Annotated in this window: 18 protein-coding genes and 3 pseudogenes; 13 read left to right on the top strand and 8 right to left on the bottom strand. The window is 66.7% G+C overall.

All coding sequences use genetic code 11. The features are described from left to right. Positions 1–97: 97 nt before the first annotated feature. The 5 genes from folP (at position 98) to EET13_RS20895 (ending at position 3,422) form a co-directional block, all read left to right on the top strand. On the top strand, positions 98–994 hold the full coding sequence (gene folP, locus EET13_RS20915) for a dihydropteroate synthase (RefSeq protein ID WP_425293708.1): 897 nt from the start codon (positions 98–100) through the stop codon (positions 992–994). Next, on the top strand, positions 991–1,980 hold the full coding sequence (locus EET13_RS20910; RefSeq protein WP_122444069.1) for a glucosyl-3-phosphoglycerate synthase: 990 nt from the start codon (positions 991–993) through the stop codon (positions 1,978–1,980). The genes folP and EET13_RS20910 overlap by 4 nt, the downstream gene beginning before the upstream one ends. A gap of 39 nt (positions 1,981–2,019) precedes the next feature. After that, positions 2,020–2,385 (top strand): DivIVA domain-containing protein, encoded by a 366-nt coding sequence (locus EET13_RS20905; RefSeq protein ID WP_122444068.1) that lies wholly within the window; start codon positions 2,020–2,022, stop codon positions 2,383–2,385. After that, positions 2,382–2,957: a DNA-3-methyladenine glycosylase I gene (locus EET13_RS20900; RefSeq protein ID WP_122444067.1), complete on the top strand. Its 576-nt coding sequence runs from the start codon at positions 2,382–2,384 to the stop codon at positions 2,955–2,957. Before EET13_RS20905 ends, EET13_RS20900 begins: the two co-directional genes overlap by 4 nt. A gap of 297 nt (positions 2,958–3,254) precedes the next feature. Beyond that, positions 3,255–3,422 (top strand): DUF3117 domain-containing protein, encoded by a 168-nt coding sequence (locus EET13_RS20895; protein WP_011211259.1) that lies wholly within the window; start codon positions 3,255–3,257, stop codon positions 3,420–3,422. 23 nt (positions 3,423–3,445) lie between these two features. On the opposite strand, the gene glgA is transcribed toward EET13_RS20895, so the two are convergent. Further along, entirely contained in the window at positions 3,446–4,609 is a 1,164-nt protein-coding gene (gene glgA, locus EET13_RS20890) for a glycogen synthase (protein WP_122444066.1), read from the bottom strand. A gap of 269 nt (positions 4,610–4,878) precedes the next feature. Between glgA and glgC the strand changes: the two genes are divergently transcribed. Then, on the top strand, positions 4,879–6,093 hold the full coding sequence (gene glgC / locus EET13_RS20885) for a glucose-1-phosphate adenylyltransferase (RefSeq protein ID WP_122444065.1): 1,215 nt from the start codon (positions 4,879–4,881) through the stop codon (positions 6,091–6,093). A gap of 209 nt (positions 6,094–6,302) precedes the next feature. Here the strand turns inward: glgC and EET13_RS20880 are convergent. The 5 genes and pseudogenes from EET13_RS20880 to EET13_RS20860 form a co-directional block, all read right to left on the bottom strand. After that, positions 6,303–7,108, bottom strand: a pseudogene (locus EET13_RS20880) (CocE/NonD family hydrolase); the annotation flags it as partial. A gap of 62 nt (positions 7,109–7,170) precedes the next feature. Next, a complete protein-coding gene (locus EET13_RS20875) occupies positions 7,171–7,845 on the bottom strand; it encodes a methyltransferase family protein (RefSeq protein ID WP_122444064.1) in 675 nt (224 codons plus the stop codon). 19 nt (positions 7,846–7,864) lie between these two features. Further along, a complete protein-coding gene (locus EET13_RS20870) occupies positions 7,865–9,511 on the bottom strand; it encodes an ABC transporter permease (protein ID WP_122444063.1) in 1,647 nt (548 codons plus the stop codon). Further along, on the bottom strand, positions 9,508–10,434 hold the full coding sequence (locus tag EET13_RS20865; protein ID WP_122444062.1) for an ABC transporter ATP-binding protein: 927 nt from the start codon (positions 10,432–10,434) through the stop codon (positions 9,508–9,510). The genes EET13_RS20870 and EET13_RS20865 overlap by 4 nt, the downstream gene beginning before the upstream one ends. Continuing rightward, complete coding sequence (locus tag EET13_RS20860; protein WP_122444105.1) at positions 10,424–11,074, bottom strand: TetR/AcrR family transcriptional regulator; 651 nt, start codon at positions 11,072–11,074, stop codon at positions 10,424–10,426. The genes EET13_RS20865 and EET13_RS20860 overlap by 11 nt, the downstream gene beginning before the upstream one ends. Positions 11,075–12,149: 1,075 nt before the next feature. Between EET13_RS20860 and EET13_RS32910 the strand changes: the two are divergent. From EET13_RS32910 to EET13_RS20840, 3 genes and pseudogenes are all read left to right on the top strand, one after another. Next, a pseudogene (locus EET13_RS32910) lies at positions 12,150–12,263 on the top strand (PPE domain-containing protein); the annotation flags it as partial. 72 nt (positions 12,264–12,335) lie between these two features. Next, the gene (locus tag EET13_RS20845) at positions 12,336–14,234 is read left to right on the top strand and encodes a PE family protein (RefSeq protein ID WP_122444059.1); all 1,899 of its coding nucleotides are present in this window, start codon (positions 12,336–12,338) and stop codon (positions 14,232–14,234) included. A 104-nt stretch (positions 14,235–14,338) separates the two neighbouring features. Next, a pseudogene (locus tag EET13_RS20840) lies at positions 14,339–15,718 on the top strand (IS1380 family transposase). A 170-nt stretch (positions 15,719–15,888) separates the two neighbouring features. On the opposite strand, the gene EET13_RS20835 reads toward EET13_RS20840, so the two are convergent. Next, positions 15,889–16,563: an O-methyltransferase gene (locus tag EET13_RS20835; protein ID WP_122444104.1), complete on the bottom strand. Its 675-nt coding sequence runs from the start codon at positions 16,561–16,563 to the stop codon at positions 15,889–15,891. Positions 16,564–16,776: 213 nt separating this feature from the next. On the opposite strand from EET13_RS20835, the gene sigE reads away from it, so the two are divergent. From sigE to tatB, 4 genes are all read left to right on the top strand, one after another. Continuing rightward, positions 16,777–17,541: an RNA polymerase sigma factor SigE gene (sigE, locus tag EET13_RS20830; RefSeq protein ID WP_122444058.1), complete on the top strand. Its 765-nt coding sequence runs from the start codon at positions 16,777–16,779 to the stop codon at positions 17,539–17,541. Positions 17,542–17,716: 175 nt separating this feature from the next. Beyond that, positions 17,717–18,109 (top strand): anti-sigma E factor RseA, encoded by a 393-nt coding sequence (gene rseA / locus EET13_RS20825; RefSeq protein WP_122444057.1) that lies wholly within the window; start codon positions 17,717–17,719, stop codon positions 18,107–18,109. A gap of 160 nt (positions 18,110–18,269) precedes the next feature. Further along, positions 18,270–19,796, top strand: a complete 1,527-nt coding sequence (htrA, locus tag EET13_RS20820) for a serine protease HtrA (protein WP_122444056.1) — start codon at positions 18,270–18,272, stop codon at positions 19,794–19,796. A 52-nt stretch (positions 19,797–19,848) separates the two neighbouring features. After that, positions 19,849–20,250: a Sec-independent protein translocase protein TatB gene (tatB, locus tag EET13_RS20815; RefSeq protein WP_122444055.1), complete on the top strand. Its 402-nt coding sequence runs from the start codon at positions 19,849–19,851 to the stop codon at positions 20,248–20,250. An 8-nt stretch (positions 20,251–20,258) separates the two neighbouring features. Here tatB and EET13_RS20810 read toward each other — a convergent pair whose 3' ends face one another. Continuing rightward, entirely contained in the window at positions 20,259–21,407 is a 1,149-nt protein-coding gene (locus EET13_RS20810) for an Mrp/NBP35 family ATP-binding protein (protein WP_122444054.1), read from the bottom strand. Positions 21,408–21,604 lie beyond the last annotated feature (197 nt).

Raw genomic sequence — 21,604 nt, 5'->3', positions numbered from 1 at the left:
CGCGCCAGCATTGTCGTCGAGCCTGCGCTGACGGCGTCGAAACTGCGGCCACAGCCCTTGAGCCCAAGCTCGAGGAGTAGCGCTGAGCGCAGGCTGGATGGTCCGGCACTATGTAGACGTGCACGCAATGCTGTGCGGCCGCCCGGTCGCCGCGGATCGCCCGCTGATCATGGCGATCGTCAACCGCACCCCGGATTCGTTCTACGACAAGGGGGCGACCTTCAGCGAAGGGGCCGCCCGAGAAGCCGTCCACCGGGCCATCGACGAGGGCGCCGACGTCATCGATGTCGGCGGCGTCAAAGCCGGACCCGGGCAGGACGTCGATGCCGCCACCGAAATCGCCCGGCTGCTGCCTTTCGTCGAGTGGCTTCGCGATGCCTACCCCGATCAGCTGATCAGCGTGGACACCTGGCGCTCGGAGGTGGCCCGGCTGGCGTGTGCGGCCGGCGCCGATCTGATCAACGACACCTGGGGCGGTATCGACCCCGCGACAGCCGGCGTCGCGGCCGAGTTCGGTGCCGGCCTGGTGTGTGCCCACACCGGGGGAGCGCTGCCGCGCACCCGCCCATTCCGGGTCAGCTACGGCACCACGACCCGCGGTGTGGTCGACGATGTCATCCGCGAGGTCACCACGGCGGCCGAGCGAGCGGTCGCGGCGGGAGTAGCCCGCGACCGGGTGCTCATCGACCCCGCCCACGATTTCGGGAAGAACACCTTCCACGGGCTGATGCTGTTGCGACACGTGGGCGATCTTGTTAAGACCGGGTGGCCGGTACTCATGGCTTTGAGCAACAAGGACTTCATCGGGGAGACTCTGGGGGTGGACGTGACCCAACGCCTTGAGGGAACACTGGCGGCCACCGCGCTGGCAGCGGCTGCAGGAGCACGCGTGTTTCGGGTGCACGAGGTCGCGGCCACCAGGCGGGTGCTGGAGATGGTGGCCTCCATTCAGGGGACGCGGCCGCCGGCGCGCACGGTGAGAGGGCTCGCATGACGGCATCGGAGTTGGTCGCCGGCGACCTCACCCAGGACGCGGTTCGGGCCGCAAAACCCGGCGACATCTGGTTGTCGGACCGCAGCTGGAACCGTCCGCGCTGGACGATCGGCGAACTGGTGGCGGCCAAGGCCGGACGGACGATCTCGGTGGTGCTGCCCGCCCTCAACGAGGAAGAAACCATCGAGTCGGTGATCGAGAGCATCTCACCGCTGGTCCGCGGCACGTCAGGCCTGGTCGACGAACTGATCGTGCTGGATTCCGGCTCCACCGACGACACCGAGATCCGTGCTATCGCCGCCGGCGCCCGCGTCGTCAGCCGCGAACAGGCGCTGCCCGAGCTGCCGACTCGCCCGGGCAAGGGTGAAGCGCTGTGGCGTTCGCTGGCCGCCACCAGCGGTGACATCGTGGTGTTCGTCGACTCCGACCTCGTCAACCCGCACCCGATGTTCGTCCCGTGGCTGGTCGGCCCGCTACTCACCCGCGAGGGCATTCACTTGGTGAAGAGCTTTTACCGGCGTCCGCTGACCATCAGCGATGCCGGCGGAACCGCGGGCGCCACCGGTGGCGGCCGGGTTACCGAGCTGGTGGCGCGACCCCTGCTGGCGGCGCTGCGCCCCGAGCTGGGCTGTGTGCTGCAACCGCTGGGCGGTGAGTACGCGGCCAGCCGTGAACTGTTGACTTCGCTGCCGTTCGCGCCCGGCTACGGCGTGGAGATCGGACTGCTGGTCGACACTTTCGACCGGCTAGGTCTGGATGCGATCGCGCAGGTCAACCTCGGGGTGCGGGCACACCGCAACCGGCCGCTGGCCGAGCTGGGCGTGATGAGCCGCCAGGTCATCGCTACCTTGCTGTCCCGATGCGGAATCCCCGACTCCGGGGCCGGCCTGACCCAGTTCTTCGCCGCCGGCGACGGCTACACCGAGCACACCTGGCCGGTCTCGCTGGCCGACCGGCCCCCGATGAATGTGGTGCGGCCCCGCTGATCGCCGCCGATGTCGGTCTCTTAGGGCAAGATCGTCGGCGTGGCATTGGTATTGCTGTACCTGGTGGTGTTGGTCCTGGTGGCGGTCGTGTTGTTCGGTGCGGCAAGCCTGCTGTTCGGGCGCGGCGAGCACTTGCCGCCGTTGCCGCGGGCGACGACGGCGACGGTGCTGCCCGCGTCCGGCATCGCTGGGGCCGACGTCGATGCGGTCAAGTTCACTCAGGTGCTGCGCGGCTACAAGACCAGCGAGGTCGACTGGGTGCTGGATCGGCTCGGCCGCGAACTGGATGCACTGCGAAGCCAGCTGGCGGCCGTCCACGAATCGCCCGCCGGTGCGCCCGAGGTCGAGGGCACGCATGCAGCCGACGTCGACGCCGTCGCTCACGATCGCCCTAGCCCGACGTGAACGACGACGGGGTGGTGCGCTGTGGCTGGGCGGTGGTTCGCGCCGGGCCTGATGCCGAGCTCTACCGCAACTATCACGACCAGGAATGGGGGCGCCCGCTGCGCGGCGGGGTGGCGTTATTCGAGCGAATGAGCCTGGAGGCTTTCCAGAGCGGCCTGTCGTGGTTGACCATCTTGCGCAAACGGGAGAACTTCCGCCGGGCATTTTCCGGATTCGAGATCGAGACGGTCGCCCACTACACCGACGCCGATGTGCAGCGACTGCTGGCCGACACGGGCATTGTGCGCAACCGGGCCAAGATCGAGGCGACGATCGCCAACGCGCGGGCCGCTGCCGAGCTCGGGTCAGCACACGACCTGTCGGAGCTGTTGTGGTCGTTCGCGCCCCCGCCCCGGGGGCGGCCGGCAGCCCTGTCTGAAATCCCCACAGCCACTGCGGAATCCACGGCCATGGCGCGCGAACTGAAACGACGGGGATTTCGCTTCGTCGGGCCCACCACGGCCTATGCGTTGATGCAGGCAACCGGCATGGTGGACGATCACGTCCGGACGTGTTGGGTGCCTCCGCGGTGAGGCGGCGGCACTGAGCCGGCGATCGGGGACAGCAAGACTTCACGAACAGACGGGCTGTGGCCATCTCGTGAGGCTGAGCGCCGATAATCTCGCCCCCGGGGGACCAGCATGTGCGTAGGTCAGCCCTGAGCGGCCACAGAACCGGGTCTTGTGCACCGGGTGAACCGGAATAGGGAACAATAGAGGGGTGATTTGGCAGTTCAATGTCGGGTACGGCTGGGAATCCGCTTACGGTGCATGCTCGGCGCCGACCAGGTCCGCGAGCGCGGGCCAGCTCGAATCTGGAGGGAGCACTCGATGGCGGCGATGAAGCCCCGGACCGGCGACGGTCCTCTGGAAGCAACCAAAGAGGGGCGCGGCATCGTGATGCGGGTACCACTCGAGGGCGGCGGCCGTCTCGTCGTGGAGCTGACGCCCGACGAGGCCGCGGCGCTCGGTGATGAACTGAAGAGCGTTACCAGCTGAATCAGCTCCGGGCGAATGGTGTGTCACCGGCACACCTTCCGATAGACGTCCAGCGTCTGCCCGGCGACCTGTGCCCAGGAGAATTCCTCGATGCAGCGCTGACGTCCCGCCTTGCCGTAGCGCTCGGCCTGGGCAGGATCGGCGACGATCGCATTGACCGCCTCGGCTAACCGGGCCTCGTAACCGGCCGGGTCGGCTGGATCGTAATGCACAAGGGACCCGGTGACCCCGTCGGCGACCACTTCGGGCACCCCGCCAACGTCGGAGGCCACCACCGCGGTCGCGCAGGCCATTGCCTCCAGGTTGACGATCCCTAATGGCTCGTATACCGATGCGCATACGAAAACTATTGCAGCAGAAAGTATTTCACGTAGCTTTCCGATCGGGAGGATGTCGCGGACCCAGAACACGCCGGTGCGGGTGCGGGCCAGTTGGGACACCGCGGACCTCACCTCGTCGGCTATCTCGGGGGTATCTGGAGCGCCAGCGCACAGCACCACCTGAATATCCGGGCTGAACTGGTGTGCGGCCGCCAGCAAATGGGGAACTCCTTTTTGCCGGGTGATTCGGCCGACGAACACCACGATCGGCCGGCTTGGATCGACTCCGAGCTCGGTCAGGACCGACCCGGTTCGCACGGGGCCGGCCGGATACCACACGTCGGTGTCGATCCCGTTGCGGATGACGTGCACCACATCCGGGTCCAGCGTCGGATAGACGCGCAGGAGGTCGTCGCGCATGCCCGCGCTGACGGCGATGACGGCGTCGGCGGCCAGCACGGCGGTGTTTTCCACCCAGGACGAGATCTGATAGCCGCCGCCCAGTTGCTCGGCTTTCCACGGCCGCATCGGCTCGAGCGAGTGTGCGGTCAAGACATGCGGGATGTCGTGGAGCAGCGCGGCCAGATGGCCCGCCAGACCGGTGTACCAGGTGTGTGAATGCACCACCGTGGCCCCGCTCGCGGCGTTGGCCATCACCAAGTCCGCGGACAGGGTGGACAGTGCCGGGTTGGCGTTGCGCAGCCGCGGGTCGGGCTGATGAGTGACGGCTCCCGGACGAGGCGCGCCCATGCAGTGCACGTCGACCGCGCACAAACGCCGCAGTTGGGATACCAGTTCGGTGACGTGTACCCCGGCTCCGCCGTAGACCTCCGGTGGGTATTCCCGAGTCATCATCGCTACCCGCATACGCAGCACCGTAGTTCGGCGACGAGACGGCCCGGATCGCGGGCAGTTGAGGAGCCGGATGTGTGGGTGGTGTCGGCGACGAGACGGCCCGGATCGCGGGCAGTTGAGGAGCCGGATGTGTGGGTGGTGTCGGCGACGAGACGGCCCGGATCGCGGGCAGTTGAGGAGCCGGTCGACCGGGCCAATTGCGTTGGCCACCAGCCCGTCACAATGGCGTCTAGTCGGGATGCCCCTGGCAGTGGCTCGCGGGTGCCGATAGGTTTGAGGCCATGAGGGAAGCGCCACACGTGCTGGGCATCGTTTTGGCCGGCGGTGAGGGCAAGCGGCTTTATCCCTTGACAGCGGATCGGGCCAAACCCGCGGTTCCCTTCGGCGGCGCTTACCGGTTGATCGATTTCGTGCTTTCCAATCTCGTCAACGCCCGATACCTCAGGATCTGCGTTCTGACCCAATACAAGTCACATTCACTGGACCGTCACATTTCGCAGAATTGGCGTTTGTCGGGTTTGGCCGGTGAATACATCACCCCGGTACCGGCACAGCAGCGGCTGGGCCCGCGCTGGTACACCGGCTCCGCCGACGCCATCTACCAGTCGCTCAATCTCATCTACGACGAAGATCCCGACTACCTGGTGGTTTTCGGAGCCGACCACGTGTACCGGATGGATCCCGAACAGATGGTCCGGTTCCACATCGACAGCGGAGCCGGCGCTACGGTAGCCGGGATCCGGGTTCCACGGGCCAGCGCCAGCGCGTTCGGCTGTATCGACGCCGACGACTCCGGGTCCATCCGCGGCTTCGTCGAGAAGCCCCTGGACCCCCCCGCCACGCCGGATGACCCAGCCACCACCTTCGTATCGATGGGCAACTACGTTTTCACCACCAAGGTGCTGATCGACGCAATTCGCGCCGACGCCGACGACGACCATTCGGATCACGACATGGGCGGGGACATCATCCCGCGGCTGGTCGATGACGGGATGGCGGCGGTCTACGACTTTTCCGATAACGATGTGCCCGGCGCCACCGACCGCGACCGGGCTTACTGGCGTGATGTAGGGACGCTGGACGCGTTCTACGACGCTCACATGGATCTGGTGTCGGTGCACCCAGTGTTCAACCTGTACAACCGGCGCTGGCCCATCCGAGGTGAATCGGAGAACCTGGCGCCGGCAAAGTTCGTCAACGGCGGTTCGGCGCAGGAGTCGGTGGTCGGCGCCGGCAGCATCATTTCGGCGGCTTCGGTGCGCAACTCGGTGTTGTCGTCCAACGTCGTGGTCGACGACGGCGCCATCGTGGAGGGCAGTGTGATCATGCCGGGCACCCGAGTCGGGCGGGGTGCGGTGGTACGCCATGCGATCCTGGACAAGAACGTCGTCGTGGGGCCTGGCGAGATGGTCGGAGTGGATCTGGACCGTGACCGGGAAAGGTTCGCCGTCAGCGCCGGCGGCGTGGTCGCGGTGGGCAAGGGCGTCTGGATTTAAGGCCCGGCGGCGGCGATACCGGCGATCGGGGAGGCTGGGGCACAGCAGGCCGTAGGCCGCCGATCCGCCGGGTCTGACCGGGTCAGGGGAGATCTCCGGGATCAGCAGGTGAGCGTCGTAGCGCGGGCCCCGGCGCAGCGTCACCCGGCTGCGCGGCGGGTCAGGATAGGCGGCCGGGAATTGACCCGTGAGCGGGTTGCGCGGGGACAACCACAGACCAACATCGGCACCGTGATCGCCGATAGATCGGGAACGATTGCGCGCCATACGTCATCACGCAGCGGATGATCGGCCTGCATCGGTTCCGGGTCGTAAGCCTGGCGGGTACGGCGCAGGTTGCCTGACCAAAACCGGATGAAGCCCGACTCACCGACTCCCCCTGGAAACGCCAAATCACGGTAGGCATCGGTGAAGCTCTCCCAGGGGCAGATCGCCGCAGCGCCGGGAGTTGCAGCGCGGCGACGACGCACTGACTGGTGGCCAGGTAGGACACTCCGTGCATGACCACCCGGCCGTCACTCCCGGGCTGGTCGGCCACCCACTGCACCAAATCGTAGGTGTCTTCGGCTTCCTGACGGGACAGCAGACTCCCGGTGCCGTTCGAGTGACCGCAGCCGCGCGAATCGGCATTGACCACGACGAACCCGTGTGCGGTCCACCATGCCGGGTCCGGCGCTTCCCAACCGGTCCGGGCGGGCAATGTCACCGGCTTGGGTTGGCGCAGCATGCGGTAGAACCGTGGGACGGTCCAGCGGCTGCGCGGCCTGGAGGACAGATCGTCCGTGCCGTACGGATGAATGCTGACCATGACCGGCCGGGCAGTCTCGCCATGTCGGAAAACGTTGACCCGCAATACAGTCCCGTCGCGGGTGATGACCTCGACGTCACGCTCGACGAGGACGTCGGCCGGGGATCGGTAACGGTGACCGGAGGTTTGACGATTCCGCGAATCCGGCTGAGTGCGTACCGAAGAGCGCCGGGACGGGTCTAGGGCGGGCGCCGGATCTCTGGCCACGCCGTCACCTTAGAACGTGCCGGCCTGGCAGCAACCGAATTCCGCTACTCCGATCCGGCGGACTACCAGACGTGGGGCAGTAGCCGATAGCGCACCCGTCGCATATATTCGCGATATCCATCCAGTTCCACGGCGAGTGCCTTCTCCTCGTCGAGGATGCGGAAAACAAGCATGAGCACACCTGGGACGACACCGAGCAGCCCCCACAAGGAGCCCAGCGCAAGGGGCATGCCCACCATCAAGATCACATTCCCGACGTACATCGGGTGCCGCACGAATCGATAGAAACCGCTGGACACTACGTTCTGACCGGCCTCCACCGTGACCGTCGCGGCGGCGTAGCTGTTCTGGACTACCACCAGCATGGCGATGGCAAGTCCGGTCGCCACCAGTAGGTCACCGACCAAACACAGCGCCGTTGGCACTGTCGACCAGCCGAACCGATGGTCGAGAGCGCTGACCACCATGATGGCGAAGACGCCGACGAAAGCGCCCATGATGATGAACTTCTGGGCTGTTCTGGTTTCCGCGCGCGGTCCGGCGTGCATGCGCCGCTGCAGTGCGGACGGGTTTGTCCGGGCCAGGTAGATGCCGGGCACGATCGTCGCGACCGCGAACACAGCGATGAAAACCCATGCCTGCCAATATTTGAACGTACCCGCAGGGTAAAACAGCACAAATCCGAACACGCCCAGGCCGACCAGACCTGAGACAACAGCTTGCACACCCGTTTTCATTTCCCTCTCGATGCTCTCGCTAAGTCCGCATATCGCGCCGTCGAAAAGCCGCGGCGCCCAACGCGATTAATCCCGTGTCCATAGCAAGCAGCCACAGCAGCGGCTCGGCGGTGAAGTCGCTGCCACCAACCCGCGGGTTGTGTGCGAACGGTTCCAAGTCCAGCAGCCACTGCGGGAAACCCGACAGCGAACCAAGCAGGTACAACGCGACGAAGCCGACCAGCACACCCCATGCCACCGGCGTGAACCGCGGTGCCACACCGAACAATGCGACGGTCACCGCCGACAGTAGCCAGACGCCCGGCAGCTGTACCGCGGCGGTGCCGACGGCGGTGGTCAGCTTGCCGCCGAGATCTCCGGCGGCGGCGCCGTGGGCGACTCCGGCAGCCAAGCCGGAGAGCAGTATCGCCGCCGCCGGCCCGGCCAGCGCAATCACCAAATGGCTTGACAGCAGGCGTATACGGGAAATCGATCCGGCCAGCAGGGTCTCGGCGCGCTGCGCGGCTTCCTCCTGGTGCAGGCGCAACGACAGCGAGACCGCGAACGCCGCGGCGACCATGCCCAGCATGGTGAAGCCGACCGCCACAAACGCTTGCTCTAAGACGCTGGTGCCGCCCAACCGCGCGACGATGTCGCGTACCGCGGTGCCGCTGCCCAACTCCTGTCCGATGCCATGCACCACGCTGCCGATCAACAGGCCATAAAGCGCCAGTCCCGCTGTCCAAACCAGTACCGCGGCGCGGTCGAGCCGCCACGTCAGCCCGAAGACGTTGCTCAGCCAGGGTGCGGCGGTGGCGGGACCGCCGCGTTCGGCGATGAGTCCGGAGCCGACGTCGCGGCCGCCCAGCAGGCGATAGGCCACCATGGTCAGCGCGGCGGCCGTCGCCAGATGCAGTAGCAGCACCCACCAGCGTTCACCCGCGTAGGGCCTGACCTGAAGCGACCACCCCAGTGGCGAGAACCACGACAGGCTGCCCGATCCGGCGTCACCGACGGCACGAAGCGCGAACACCGTACCGAGCACGCCGAACGCCACGCCGCGGGTCACCCGGGCGCTGGGCGACAGCTGCGCGGCTACGGCGGCTACGGCGGTGAACACCAACCCGGAGCCCGCCAGCGCCGCACCGAAGGCCACCGACCCGGACGGCGCCACCTTGGTGGTCAGCAGCCCCGCCGCACCGATGGCACCGGTAGCGATCGAGGCCGTAAACGACAACAACAGTGCCGCGGTGAGGCTCGCGTAACGGCCGACGGCGGTGGACTCGATCAACTCGGCCCGGCCGGTTTCCTCGTCGGCCCGGGTATGACGAATCACGGTGAGGATGACCGCCACCGCGATGAGCGTGTGGAACATTCCGGCCTTCCAGATGCCGACGGCGCCGAGACTGTCGTTGTAGACCTGACCGTAGAGCGCGCGCTGGGCCGGGCTGGCCGTGATCGAGGCGACGAACCCCGCGCGATCCTGCTGGGCGGGGTAGACCTTCTCGATACTGCTCACGTATACCGTGGCCAGCGGCACCGACATCAGCAACACCCACATCGGCAATACGACGCGGTCGCGCCGTAGGTAGAGGCGCAGCAATCCGAGCGTGCCGGTGAATGCCGAGCCGTGTTGCGGAGCCGACCGCGGTTCGGGGCGTGGGCGATTCAGTGTCGCGGTGCTCATGTCGGCGAAACCTCCCGGTGGCGCTCACCGACGCGGTAGTGGCGCAGGAACAGCTCCTCCAGCGAGGGGGGCTGACTGACCAGACTGCGCACACCGGCCTCGCCGAGCACCCGGACCAGCTCGCCCAGGCTTTCGCTGTCAACCTGGGCGCGCACTGTGGTGCCCTCGATGGTGACGTCCTCGACTCCTTTAATCCTGGTGAGATCGCCTGGATCGCCGATCATCTCGGCCTTGATCGCGGTCCGGCTGAGGTGACGCATGGATTCCAACGAGCCGCTCTCGACGGTCTTGCCGGCCTGAATGATGGTGACCCGTTCGCACAGGGCTTCCGTTTCGGCCAGAATATGGCTCGATAGCAAGATGGTGACCCCGCGGCCGCGTGCTTCTTTGACGCATTGCTGAAAAACGTTTTCCATCAGCGGATCCAAGCCGCTGGACGGCTCGTCCAGCAGCAGCAGCCTGGCCCGTGACGAGAACGCCGAAATCAGAGATACCTTCTGGCGGTTGCCTTTCGAGTAGGTGCGTACCTTCTTGCGCGGATCGAACTCGAAGCGTTCGATGAGATCCGCACGAAGGCTTTCGTCGATACCGCCGCGCATGCGAGCCAGCAGATCGATGGTCTCGCCACCGGTCAACGTCGGCCACAACGTTACATCTCCTGGGACATAGGCTATTTGACGGTGCAGATCAACCGCGTCCGTCCAGGGGTCGCGGCCCAGCAGCCGTGTACTGCCACCGTCAGCCTTGGCTAGGCCCAGCAATATCCGGATGGTGGTCGACTTCCCGGCGCCGTTGGGTCCGAGAAAGCCGTGCACTTCGCCTTCGTGCACGGCGAGATCAAGACCGTCGAGCGCGCGCACCGCCCCGAAGTTCTTGGTCAGGCCCCGAATGTCGATAAGGGCCGAAGAGTTGTCAGCGGGCATGGGTTTCTCCTTGCTTCTCATCTTGCTTCTCGTCGGCGAGGAACGCTTCGTACATGGAGCGATCGGCCAGCAGGCCTTCGGTGTAGACCTCCAGCGCCGGCAGCACCATGTCGCGTGCGTAGTCACGGAGTACCGCACGCAGATCGGTTGGGGTTTCATGCATTTGCAGGTACAGCAGAAAGCCGCCACCTCCGGTGATGGCCAGGTATTTGGCCCTGGCCTGTGGGTCGCGGCTGGGCTTGATGGTGCCGGCGCGCACTCCTTCTTCCAGATATCCTTCGGTGTTGTGAATCATCTTCTGCCACAACGTCATTGCCAGTTCACCGCCGGACTGCATGCTGCGTACCAGATAGGCCATCAGCGGTGCATAGGATTCGACTTGGGCGAGCTGACCCAGCCAGGTCGCCGGGTCGTTGGACTGCATGGCTGTCGACTTCTCGCTGCGGATCTCTTCGGCCACGTAGTCGTCGCAGGCCCGGCGCAGACCTTCCTTGGAGCCGAAGTGGTGGATGACTAGGGCGGCGCTCACCCCCGCGGCTTCGGCGATGGCTCGCAGTCCGACGTCGAAGCCGTGTTGACCGAACTGCTCGATGGCCGCATCTCTGATGCGCGCCGCCGCAGTCAGGTCGACTGAACGCATGTTCAGCACATTAAACGGACGTTCAGTCCAAAGTCAACAACATTGCCGGCCTGGCGGCGGGCTGCTGTTCGGTTCTGCGCGGCCGCCGACGCGGCAGCAGCTTGTCTGCCGGCGGGTGTGTCAGCTGTGTTAGCGCTGATTACCGGATCGCTGTCGGGGCGCCAGGCGCGGCGAGCCGACGAGATCCCCGCTGCCTTTGCGATGTCGGCCTCAGAGCGTCCGTGCGATGACGCAATTTGGGATCGGTAGCGCTACCCGTTGGTTTCTACTTGTCGCGGAAAGAACCCGCTGCCTTAGCGCGGCGCGAAATGTAGACGAAAAGTGAGAGGAAACACCATGGTCAGCACGGTCAAGCGGACTCTCGTCGGTGCTGTGATTCCGGGCTTTTGCGCGGTCGCTACTCTGGGGCTCGCCGCCTTGGGGCCGGGCGCTGGAACCGCGCAAGCCAACGTTCGGTGCGACCCGGTCTGCCACGGCACCTGGTGCCCGGGAGACCCAGTTGATTTTCGGGTTCGAGACCTGGCTGCTGGCTGGGACATGAACAGCTGCCACGAGTACCACCAGGTATCTGGCCAGCCAGGAACCTATGCCGAGGGACCACTTGACCCAGGCACGTTTGTCTGCCCGCCGATTTCGTTCATGTGCCCCTGACCGTTGGTCGGTGCGCCTTGATGGATTGTCGCCCTGAGCAATGAGGCACAGGGTGCGGGCGGGGGCCGCCGGGACGGTGGACGCGCAGGGTCCAGTTGGCTCCTGCAGTCCGCGGCAGGATATTGCGTTCCTGGCCGTCCCCGCCGCAATCTGTCCGGCAATGTGGAGTCTTTGCAGTTCGTGCCGGGTCGGGCCGCTCCGCGCGGTCAGGATGGGTGCATTCACGTGAACGACCAACCCGAGCTTGCGTCCTAGGCTAAGCGTCGCTTCGCGATGGCCTTTCGGCCACCCTTGACCCGCGAGCCTGTTGCACCCTCGGGCAGGCATAAAGGGCAGGTCGGGGACCTGCCCGCGGCAACGCCGCGGCCCAGACAAAATACCCAATCCCCCAGGTCAACGAACCCACGGGAATGGCAGTAGACCCACGAACTTTTTGGGCCGCAACGCGGTGGCGATCGCGACGACCGAAAGTGTGTACGCCGAGATGTGGGCCCAAGATGTCGCCGCGATGATCGGCTACCATGCCAGGGCGCGAACCGGCGTCAGGTAGCAGCGCCCCACCCGAACACACACCCTGCCCCGGCATTGGTAGATCCCAGGAGGACCAGCTATGTCATTTGTGACCATCGAGCCGCACGCATTGCATTGCGCGGCAACCGATCTGGCAAATATCGGTACGGTATTTGGCCAAGCCAGCGCCGCCGCGGCCACTCAGACCACTGCGCTGCTACCTGCCGGCGCCGACGAGGTATCGGCAGCGATGGCCACCGTGCTGACCCGTCAAGGCCTCACCTGGCAGGCACTCAGCCGCGACTACGAATGGCTTCACCGGCAGTTTGTTGATCTGCTCAACGGCAGCACCGAGAAATACTGGATCACCGAGATTGACAACGCCGCTCACAATGCGATCAACACCGCCAACGCCGACAGCGAATGGCTCGTGGGGCGCCAGATGATCGGCAACGGCGCCAACGGGCTCAACGGTACGGGACAAAGCGGTGGTGCCGGCGGCTGGCTGTGGGGCAACGGCGGCAACGGCGGGTCAGGCGCCGCCGGCCACAGCGGCGGCAACGGCGGAGCGGCCGGACTCTTCGGCCACGGGGGCAACGGCGGAGCCGGCGGAACCGGCGCCAACGGCGGCAACGGCGGCCAAGGCGGACTACTGGTTGGCAACGGCGGCAATGGCGGAGTTGGTGGGGCCGCGATTACAAATGGCGGTGCGGGCGGCAACGGCGGCAACGGCGGAGCCGCCGGACTCATCGGCAACGGCGGCAACGGCGGGGCCGGCGGAGCGGGTGCAAACGGCGCAAACAGCGAGTTAGCTGGTGGCGCCGGTGGTGCCGGTGGCAACGGGGGCAATGGCGGTGCTGGCGGCAATGGCGGCTTGTTGTTCGGTAACGGGGGTAACGGCGGTAACGCTGGCATTGCCGGCAACGGGGGACAAGGCGGCGCCGGCTATAACGGCTACAACGCTGCTGGCGGCGCTGGCGGAGCCGGTGGCAGCGGTGGTGCCGGAGGCCACGGCGGTGCGGGGGGAAATGGCGGCTTGCTGTTCGGCAATGGTGGTGCTGGCGGTCACGGCAGCAACGGCGGCATTGGAGGCTCCGGCGGGGCCGGCGGGGCCGGCGGGGCCGGCTATGACGGCGGTCATGGCGGAGCCGGCGGAAACGGTGGTATCGGCGGAAACGGTGGGAACGGCGGTAACGCCGGCTGGCTGTTTGGACACGGGGGGAACGGGGGCGCCGCGGGTGCTGCCGGCAATGGCGGCCAAGGTGGCGTCGGCGTCGGGGGCGGCATTGGCGGCCACGGTGGTACCGCCGGCAATGGTGGAACCGGCGGTAACGGCGGAGAAGCCGGACTGTTCGGCAATGGGGGCAATGGTGGAGCTGGCGGAGCCGGTGGGACTGGTGGGTCCGGCAGTGGTGCTGGAAACTATGCAAGTGGCGGTAACGGCGGAGTGGGCGGAGCCGGTGGTGCTGGTGGCTCCGCGCGAGGGTTCGGCGATGGTGGTGCCGGCGGGGCCGGCGGACAAGGCGGGGCGGGAGGTAGTTCAGCGCAAGTTATGTACGCCATCGGCGGTTCTGGTGGGGCTGGCGGTACCGGCGGAGCCGGTGGTGCCGGCGGCCTCTGGATAGGATCTGGCGGCTCCGGCGGGGCCGGTGGTACCGGGGGCGAAGGTGGGAACTCGTACGGCGGCGCCGCCGGGGGATCTGGAGGTGACGGCGGTGCTGGGGGAGACGGCGGTATTGGCGGACTGATCGGAAACGGTGGGGAAGGCGGCAGTGCCGGACAAGGCGGGATTGGCGGCCAGGGCGAATGGAAGGGAAGCAACGGGGCCGGTAATACCGGTGGCTCCGGCGGGGACGCGCTGTTTATCGGTAACGGTGGCGCCGGCGGCGCCGGGACGGGTCGCGCCGCGGGCGGCGTCGGCGGCCACGGCGGACTGCTGTATGGAAACGGAGGCAGTGACGGATTAGGCGGAAGCGGCGTTAGCCCAGATTTTTCGTGAAATGCCCCGCGAAACGGGGTGTAGATAAGCGAAAGTGCCTGTCCTGCAAGGGGTAATTGGACTTGTATGGGCTTCAAATATTCCTACGGGAAGGCACTTCGCGAGTGAAGAATATGGCGCTGGCATCGCGGGTGAAAGTGTCCGCCGACGGCCATGGTGTCGTGTCGCATGCCGGGATGGGCATGCTGCGCGAGCTCGCGGACCGCACGGGGTTGTCCGCGCAGGTCACCACCGCGTTGGCTGACACTTACCGGGGCCCGTGGGTGTATGCGCCCGGGGACGTGTTGGCCGATCTGGCGGCCGCGGCCGCCGACGGCGCGGACTGCATCGACGCAGTTGGTCAACTGTGCGGCGAGCGTGAGCATGTGTTCGGCGCGAAGGCGTCGACGACCACCATGTGGCGGCTGATCGATCAGCGCATCGATGCCGCCCACCTGCCGGGGGCGCGGGCGGCGGCCTGGCGGGCCGGAGCCGCCCCCACCGAGGGTTGGCTGCACATTGACATCGACGCCACTTTGGTGATCGATCACTCCGACAACAAGACCGGCGCTGCGGCGACCTGGAAGAAAACCTATGGTCATCACCCACTGCTGGCGTTTCTAGACCGCCCGCAGATCGCCGGCGGGAAGCCCTGGCCGGGCTGCTGCGCAACGGTAACGCCGGCTCCAACACCGCCTCCGATCACGTCATCGTCCTCGAGCAGGCGCTGGCCTCGCTGCCGGCGCGATACCAGCCCGACCCCGACCATCTCGAGGACCCCGACAAGCCCAGGGTGCTGGTGCGCTGCGACACCGCCGGAGCCACCCACCGGTTCGCCGCGGCGTGCCGCAGGCTGGGAGTGGGGTTCTCCTTCGGCTACCCCGTCGATGCCGGCGTGCAGGACGCCGTGGACACCCTCACCCTCGCCGATGTCTGGGACCGGGCCATCGACACCGACGGCGGTATCCGCGAGGGCGCCTGGGTCGCCGAGGCCACCGGTCTGGTCAACCTGTCCTCGTGGCCGGCCGGAACCCGACTGATCCTGCGCCGGCAACGCCCTCACCCCGGGGCCTAGCTGCGGTTCACCGACGCCGACGGCATGCGCGTGACCGCGTTCATCACCGACACCGCACCCGGCGTCATCCCTGGTCAGGCCGCCGGATCGGAGTTGCGGCACCGTCAGCACGCCCGCGTCGAGGACCGCATCCGAACTGAAGGTCACCGGGCTGCGCAACTTGGCTTGTCACTCGTTTTGGGCCGACGCCGCCTGGTTGGAAATCATCCTGGCCGCCACCGATCTGGTCACCTGGGCCCGGCTGATCGGCTTTCACGACCACCCCGGCCTGGCCCGCGTCGAGATCACCACATTCCGCTACCGGATACGGCACGTGGCCGCCCGCATCACCCACGGCGCACGCCAACAACGGCTACGCATCGACGCCACCTGGCGATGGGCCGCAGCCATCGCGACCGCTTGGCAACACATCCGCACCGCCTTCGGATAACACCCTGGCGACCTCACCCAACCGATCACGAAAGACCCACCGGCCCCAGGAAAGCCCGCCCCACTCGGCGACTCGGGACAACTCTCCACGCCACCACACCGAAAATGCCTACCCAGCAACACCATTCAGCGGCAGAACGGCTCAATCATCAATTCGATGCAAAATCGAGGCTAGTCCCGGACGGCCGCCAGCACACCATCGCCCAGCGGCACCAGCGCCGGGGTGAGCCGTTCGTCCTCGGCGATCAGTCGAGCCGCCTCACGAACCGCAGTCACCGCGGTGTCGCGCGCGGTGGGGTCACCGGCTCGTCCATCCAGCGCTGCTCCGTGCACCACGATGACCCCGCCGGATCGCAGCAACCGCACGCCTTCGACCACATAGTCCGGTTGGTCGACCGGTTCGGCGTCGATGAACACCAAGTCATAGGCTCCATCGGCGAGTCGGGTCAGCACCTCTTGCGCACGACCGCCGATCAGCCGGGTGCGCGACGGTCCGATTCCGGCTTCGTTGAAGGCCTGCTTGGCCAGCCGCAGGTGCTCGGGTTCGATGTCGATAGTGGTCAGCACGCCGTCGTCGCTCATGCCGGACAGCAACCACAGTCCGCTGACCCCTGCTCCGGTGCCCACCTCCGCGACCGCCTTGCCGCCGCTGAGCTTGGCCAGCAGGCTCAGGAACGCGCCCACCGCGGGTGTCACCGCTCCGGCGCCGATGTCCATGGCACGCTCACGGGCGCTGGTCAGAATGGCGTCTTCGGAGATCGACCCCTCGGCGTGCGCAGACATCAGGTCGGCTCGACTGGGGGCCTGCGGGCCGGGGGCGACCGAGCTGTCAGCGGTGCCGTCCATGTCGGCAGAGTATGCCGGATCGGCGGCGCCGTCGGGCAGGCGCGCCCGATGGCCGCGCCGCGCGGCCCTCGCAGACACGCCCGGAGTGCGCCGCGCGACCAAGGTCACTTCCAGACCGAAAACCGCAGAAAAACGCAGGTAACGGATTGGTTTCTCAGCTAAAGCTCAGTTTGCTCATATACCGCCCACACGCCGGTACGCGACGGTATCGATATGGAACGAGGCGGACGCTGGGCGGGGAATACGGAGTGGCAGCTTCGCGTTGCCGGAGACGAGCTGCCGAGGCTTGATGACAGGGAAATTCCGGAGGGACGCGACATCACCACTTTGAGCACGACAACCATGTCTCACCCGCAACAGGTTCGCGACGACGAGTGGGCCGAACCGTCCGACGGGTTGCTGGGTACTGCGGTATTCGACGCGACCGGGGACAAGGCCACCATGCCGTCGTGGGACGAGTTGGTCCGTCAGCACGCCGACCGGGTATACCGGCTGGCCTATCGGCTCTCCGGCAATCAGCACGATGCCGAGGACCTGACCCAAGAAACGTTCATCAGGGTTTTCCGGTCCGTCCAGAACTATCAGCCGGGAACATTCGAGGGCTGGTTGCACCGCATCACCACCAACCTGTTTCTCGACATGGTCCGCCGGCGGGCCCGCATCCGAATGGAGGCGCTGCCCGAGGACTACGACCGGGTGCCTGCCGACGACCCCAATCCCGAGCAGATCTATCACGACGCACGGCTGGGCCCCGATTTGCAGGCAGCGCTCGATTCCTTGCCGCCGGAGTTCCGCGCCGCAGTGGTGTTGTGTGATATCGAAGGTCTGTCCTACGAGGAGATCGGTGCCACGCTCGGTGTCAAGCTCGGCACCGTGCGGAGCCGGATCCACCGCGGACGCCAGGCGTTGCGCGATTACCTCGCCGCACATCCTGAACACGCTGAGGCTTACGCGCGCTCGGGTGGGACAGGCGGTTAAGACACGCGCCTGACGGTTTGGCTACTGCATGATTGCCAACTGGTCCCAAATCCTCGGGTTTTACTCACTGAGGATGGTTATCCGGCGCCGTGCCGCGCTACATTCGAAATACCAAGCCGACAAAAGGCGAGTCAAAGCCTAGAACCGGTTCGAAAGCGCTGGGAAGGAGCTGGTGATGGCCGACCGGGGACATGTGTTTCGGCGCGCGTTCTCCTGGCTCCCCACCCAGTTCGCTTCTCAGAGTGATGCCCCCATCGGTGCGCCGCGCCGGTTCCGGTCCACCGAGCACCTGTCGATCGAGGCCATTGCCGCCTTTGTCGACGGTGAGCTGACAATGAATGCCCACTTGCGCGCGGCGCACCACCTGTCGCTGTGCCCGCAGTGCGCCGCCGAAGTAGACGACCACAGCCGTGCTCGTGCGGCATTGCGCGACTCGCAACCGATCCGCATCCCCAGCACGCTGCTGGGGTTGTTGTCGGAAATCCCGCATCAGCCGTCCGACGACGCCACCCCGCTGGCGGACTCTTTCGCCCAGCGCGACGTCCGTGACCAGCGGAAGCGTCGCTAGCTTGATCGGCTGCAAACCGAATGAAGGCCGGTCGGCTGCTGGCTTCAGCCATCAGCAACGTCACGGATACTAGGGTGGACACCGATAACGTCGCGTCCGGCCGGACGGGCCGTCGTGGTCCGTGCCGCCAACGCTCTGCACAGAATTAGAAGAGGATCACGTGACCTCCGACCAAGGCAAAAACAGTGACAGGAGCGGTGTCGGCGACAGCGGCCCCCGCCTGGCGCCGCGTCCCATCTTCCGGCCACCGGTCGATTCCGCATCGCGTCAGGCGTTCGGGCGCCCATCGGGGATCCAAGGCTCGTTCGTGGCCGAGCGGGTGCGTCCGCAGAAATATCAGGACCAGGCCGAGTTCCGGACACACGAGCAGCCCGCCGACCCGGTGCTGGAGGAAGCGTTCAGCCGCCCACCGGGTGGCGTCGATTCCCTGCAACGCCACCCCATCGATGCCGGTGCGCTGGCCGCCGAAAAGGACGGCCAGCAGGATGAGCCCGAGGACCCGTGGCGCGATCCCGCCGCGGCGGCCGCTCTGGGAACTCCGGCGCTGACCCCGGGGCTGCCCCACAGCGCGCTGGGCCAGCGGGGCAAACTCGGCGTCCGCGACGTGCTGTTCGGCGGCAAGGTGTCGTATCTGGCGCTGGTCGTCCTGGCGGTCTTGGCGCTGGTGATCGGGGTGATCGGCGGTGTGATCGGCCGCAAGACCGCCGAAGTCGTCGAGGCGTTCACGACGTCGAAGGTGACGTTGTCGACCGGCGGCAACGCCGAAGAGCCGGCCGGCCGGTTCACCAAGGTGGCCGCGGCCGTCGCCGACTCCGTCGTGACCATTGAGTCCAAGAGCGACCAGGAGGGCATGCAGGGCTCCGGTGTCATCATCGACGGTCGCGGCTACATCGTCACCAACAACCACGTGATCTCCGAGGCCGCCAACAACCCCAGCCAGTTCAAGACGACCGTGGTGTTCAACGACGGCAAGGAGGTGCCCGCCAGCCTGGTGGGCCGCGACCCCAAGACCGATCTGGCCGTGCTGAAGGTCGACAACGTCGACAACCTGACCGTGGCCCGGCTCGGTGATTCCAACAAGGTCCGCGTGGGCGACGAGGTTCTGGCCGCCGGAGCGCCGCTGGGACTGCGCAGCACGGTCACGCATGGCATCATCAGCGCGTTGCACCGCCCTGTTCCGCTGTCGGGGGAGGGTTCGGACACCGATACGGTGATAGACGCCCTGCAGACCGACGCCTCGATCAACCACGGCAACTCCGGCGGTCCGCTCATCGACATGGATTCGCAGGTGATCGGCATCAACACCGCCGGCAAGTCGCTCTCGGACAGCGCGAGCGGACTGGGCTTCGCCATTCCGGTCAACGAGATGAAGGTGGTGGCGCAGACGCTGATCAAAGACGGAAAGATCGTCCACCCGACATTGGGTATCAGCACCCGCTCGGTGAGCAACGCGATCGCATCCGGCGCGCAGGTAGCCAACGTGAAAGCCGGAAGCCCCGCCCAGAAGGGCGGGATCCTGGAAAACGATGTGATCGTCAAGATCGGCGAGCGGAAGGTGGCCGACTCCGATGAGTTCGTCGTCGCCGTGCGGCAGCTGACCATCGGACAGGAGGCGCCGGTGGAGGTGGTCCGCGACGGTCGTCACGTCACGCTGACGGTCAAGCCCGAACCCGAAACCAGCTCGTGATGAGCGCAAGCGCGGCGCAGCCGGACGCAGCGGGTCATCACCATCCGACCTGATGTTCGCCAATGTCGGCTGGGGAGAGATGCTCGTACTCGTAGTGGTCGGGCTGGTGGTGCTGGGCCCCGAACGGCTCCCGGGTGCCATCCGCTGGACGGCGGGTGCATTGCGCCAGGCGAGGGAATACCTCAGCGGAGTGACCAGTCAGCTGCGCGAGGACATGGGGCCCGAATTCGACGACCTACGTGGGCACATCAGCGAGCTGCAGAAGCTGCGGGGGATGACGCCGCGCGCAGCACTGACCAAGCACCTCCTCGACGGCGACGATTCCCTGTTCACCGGTAACTTCGACCGGCCGGCCGCCGTGACTCCCGCGCAGCCGGTCCAGCCGCCGCCGGGAACGGAACGGCCGATTCCCGACGAGCCCGCCCGACCTCCGTTCGACTCCGACGCCACCTGAACAGCAGCTCAGCGGCGAGTCGGGTCGAGCCCCAGCGACATGCCGGCCAACCCGCGGCGCCGGGTGGCCAAGCTTTCGGCGATGTTGAGCAGCTCCTTGCCCACGGCGGAGTCTGGTGCGCTCAACACCAGCGGCACGCCCGAGTCGCCGGCGGTCACCAGTGCGGGGTCCAGCGGGATCTGACCCAGCAGCGGCACGTCGGCGCCGACCGCACGGGTGAGCCGCTCAGCCACTTGTTGCCCACCGCCCTCGCCGAACACCTGCAACGTGGTGCCGTCCGGCAGCGTGAGCCCGGACATGTTTTCCACGACGCCGACGATTCGCTGACGGGTCTGCAGCGCAATACTGCCGGCCCGTTCGGCCACCTCCGCGGCGGCCGATTGCGGTGTGGTCACCACAAGGATCTCGGCGTTGGGAATGAGCTGAGCCACCGAAATGGCGACGTCGCCGGTGCCGGGTGGCAGATCGAGCAGCAACACGTCCAGATCACCCCAGTACACGTCGGCCAGGAATTGCTGCAGCGCCCGGTGCAGCATCGGCCCGCGCCACACCACCGGCGTGTTGCCCTCGGTGAATTGCGCGATCGAGATGACCCGCACCTCATGAGCGATGGGTGGCAGGATCATGGACTCGACCTGCGTGGGCCGGTCGGTGGTGCCCATCATCCGGGGAATGGAGTGGCCGTGAATGTCGGCATCGAGCACGCCGACCGACAGGCCACGAGCGGCGATCGCCGCGGCCAGGTTGACTGTCACCGTGGACTTGCCGACACCGCCTTTGCCGGAAGCGACGGCATAGACCCGGGTCAGTGAGCTGGGCTGGGCGAAGGGGATGACCGGTTCCCGGCTGTCCCCGCGTAACTGCCTGCGCAACTCGGTGCGCTGCTCGTCGCTCATGACGTCCAGGCTGACCCGGACGGCTGCGGTGCCGGGAACGTCGGACACCGCGTGGGCGACCCGCTCGGTGATTTCCGACTTCTTCGGGCAAGCGGCGGTGGTCAAGTAGATCCCGACATGAACCTCGCCCTGCGGGCCGATGTCGATACCCTTGACCATTCCGAGTTCGGTGATGGGTCGCCGCAATTCCGGGTCGATCACTTTCGTGAGCGCGGTGCGAATCGCGGCGGTCAGGTCGGCGGGGTCTCGAGTTTCGGACATCAACGCGAGTTTATGCGGCGTTGGCTTGGGCCGACCGACCGGCCGACCAGTCAGCTCACCGGAGTCAGCACCGGCCCCCCGGGCGCGGGCGTAGTGGGCGCCGGCTTTGGTGAAGGCCCGGCCGGTTTTGGCGACGCTGGGGCGGCCGGAGCCGGGGCAGCCGGGGCTGGGGCCGCCCCAGCGTCGCCAAAACCGGC

The organism is Mycobacterium attenuatum, from assembly GCF_900566085.1.
Taxonomy (GTDB): domain Bacteria; phylum Actinomycetota; class Actinomycetes; order Mycobacteriales; family Mycobacteriaceae; genus Mycobacterium; species Mycobacterium attenuatum.
Note: the sequence above shows the minus strand (reverse complement) of the source record. Positions and strands in the feature narration are given on the sequence as shown.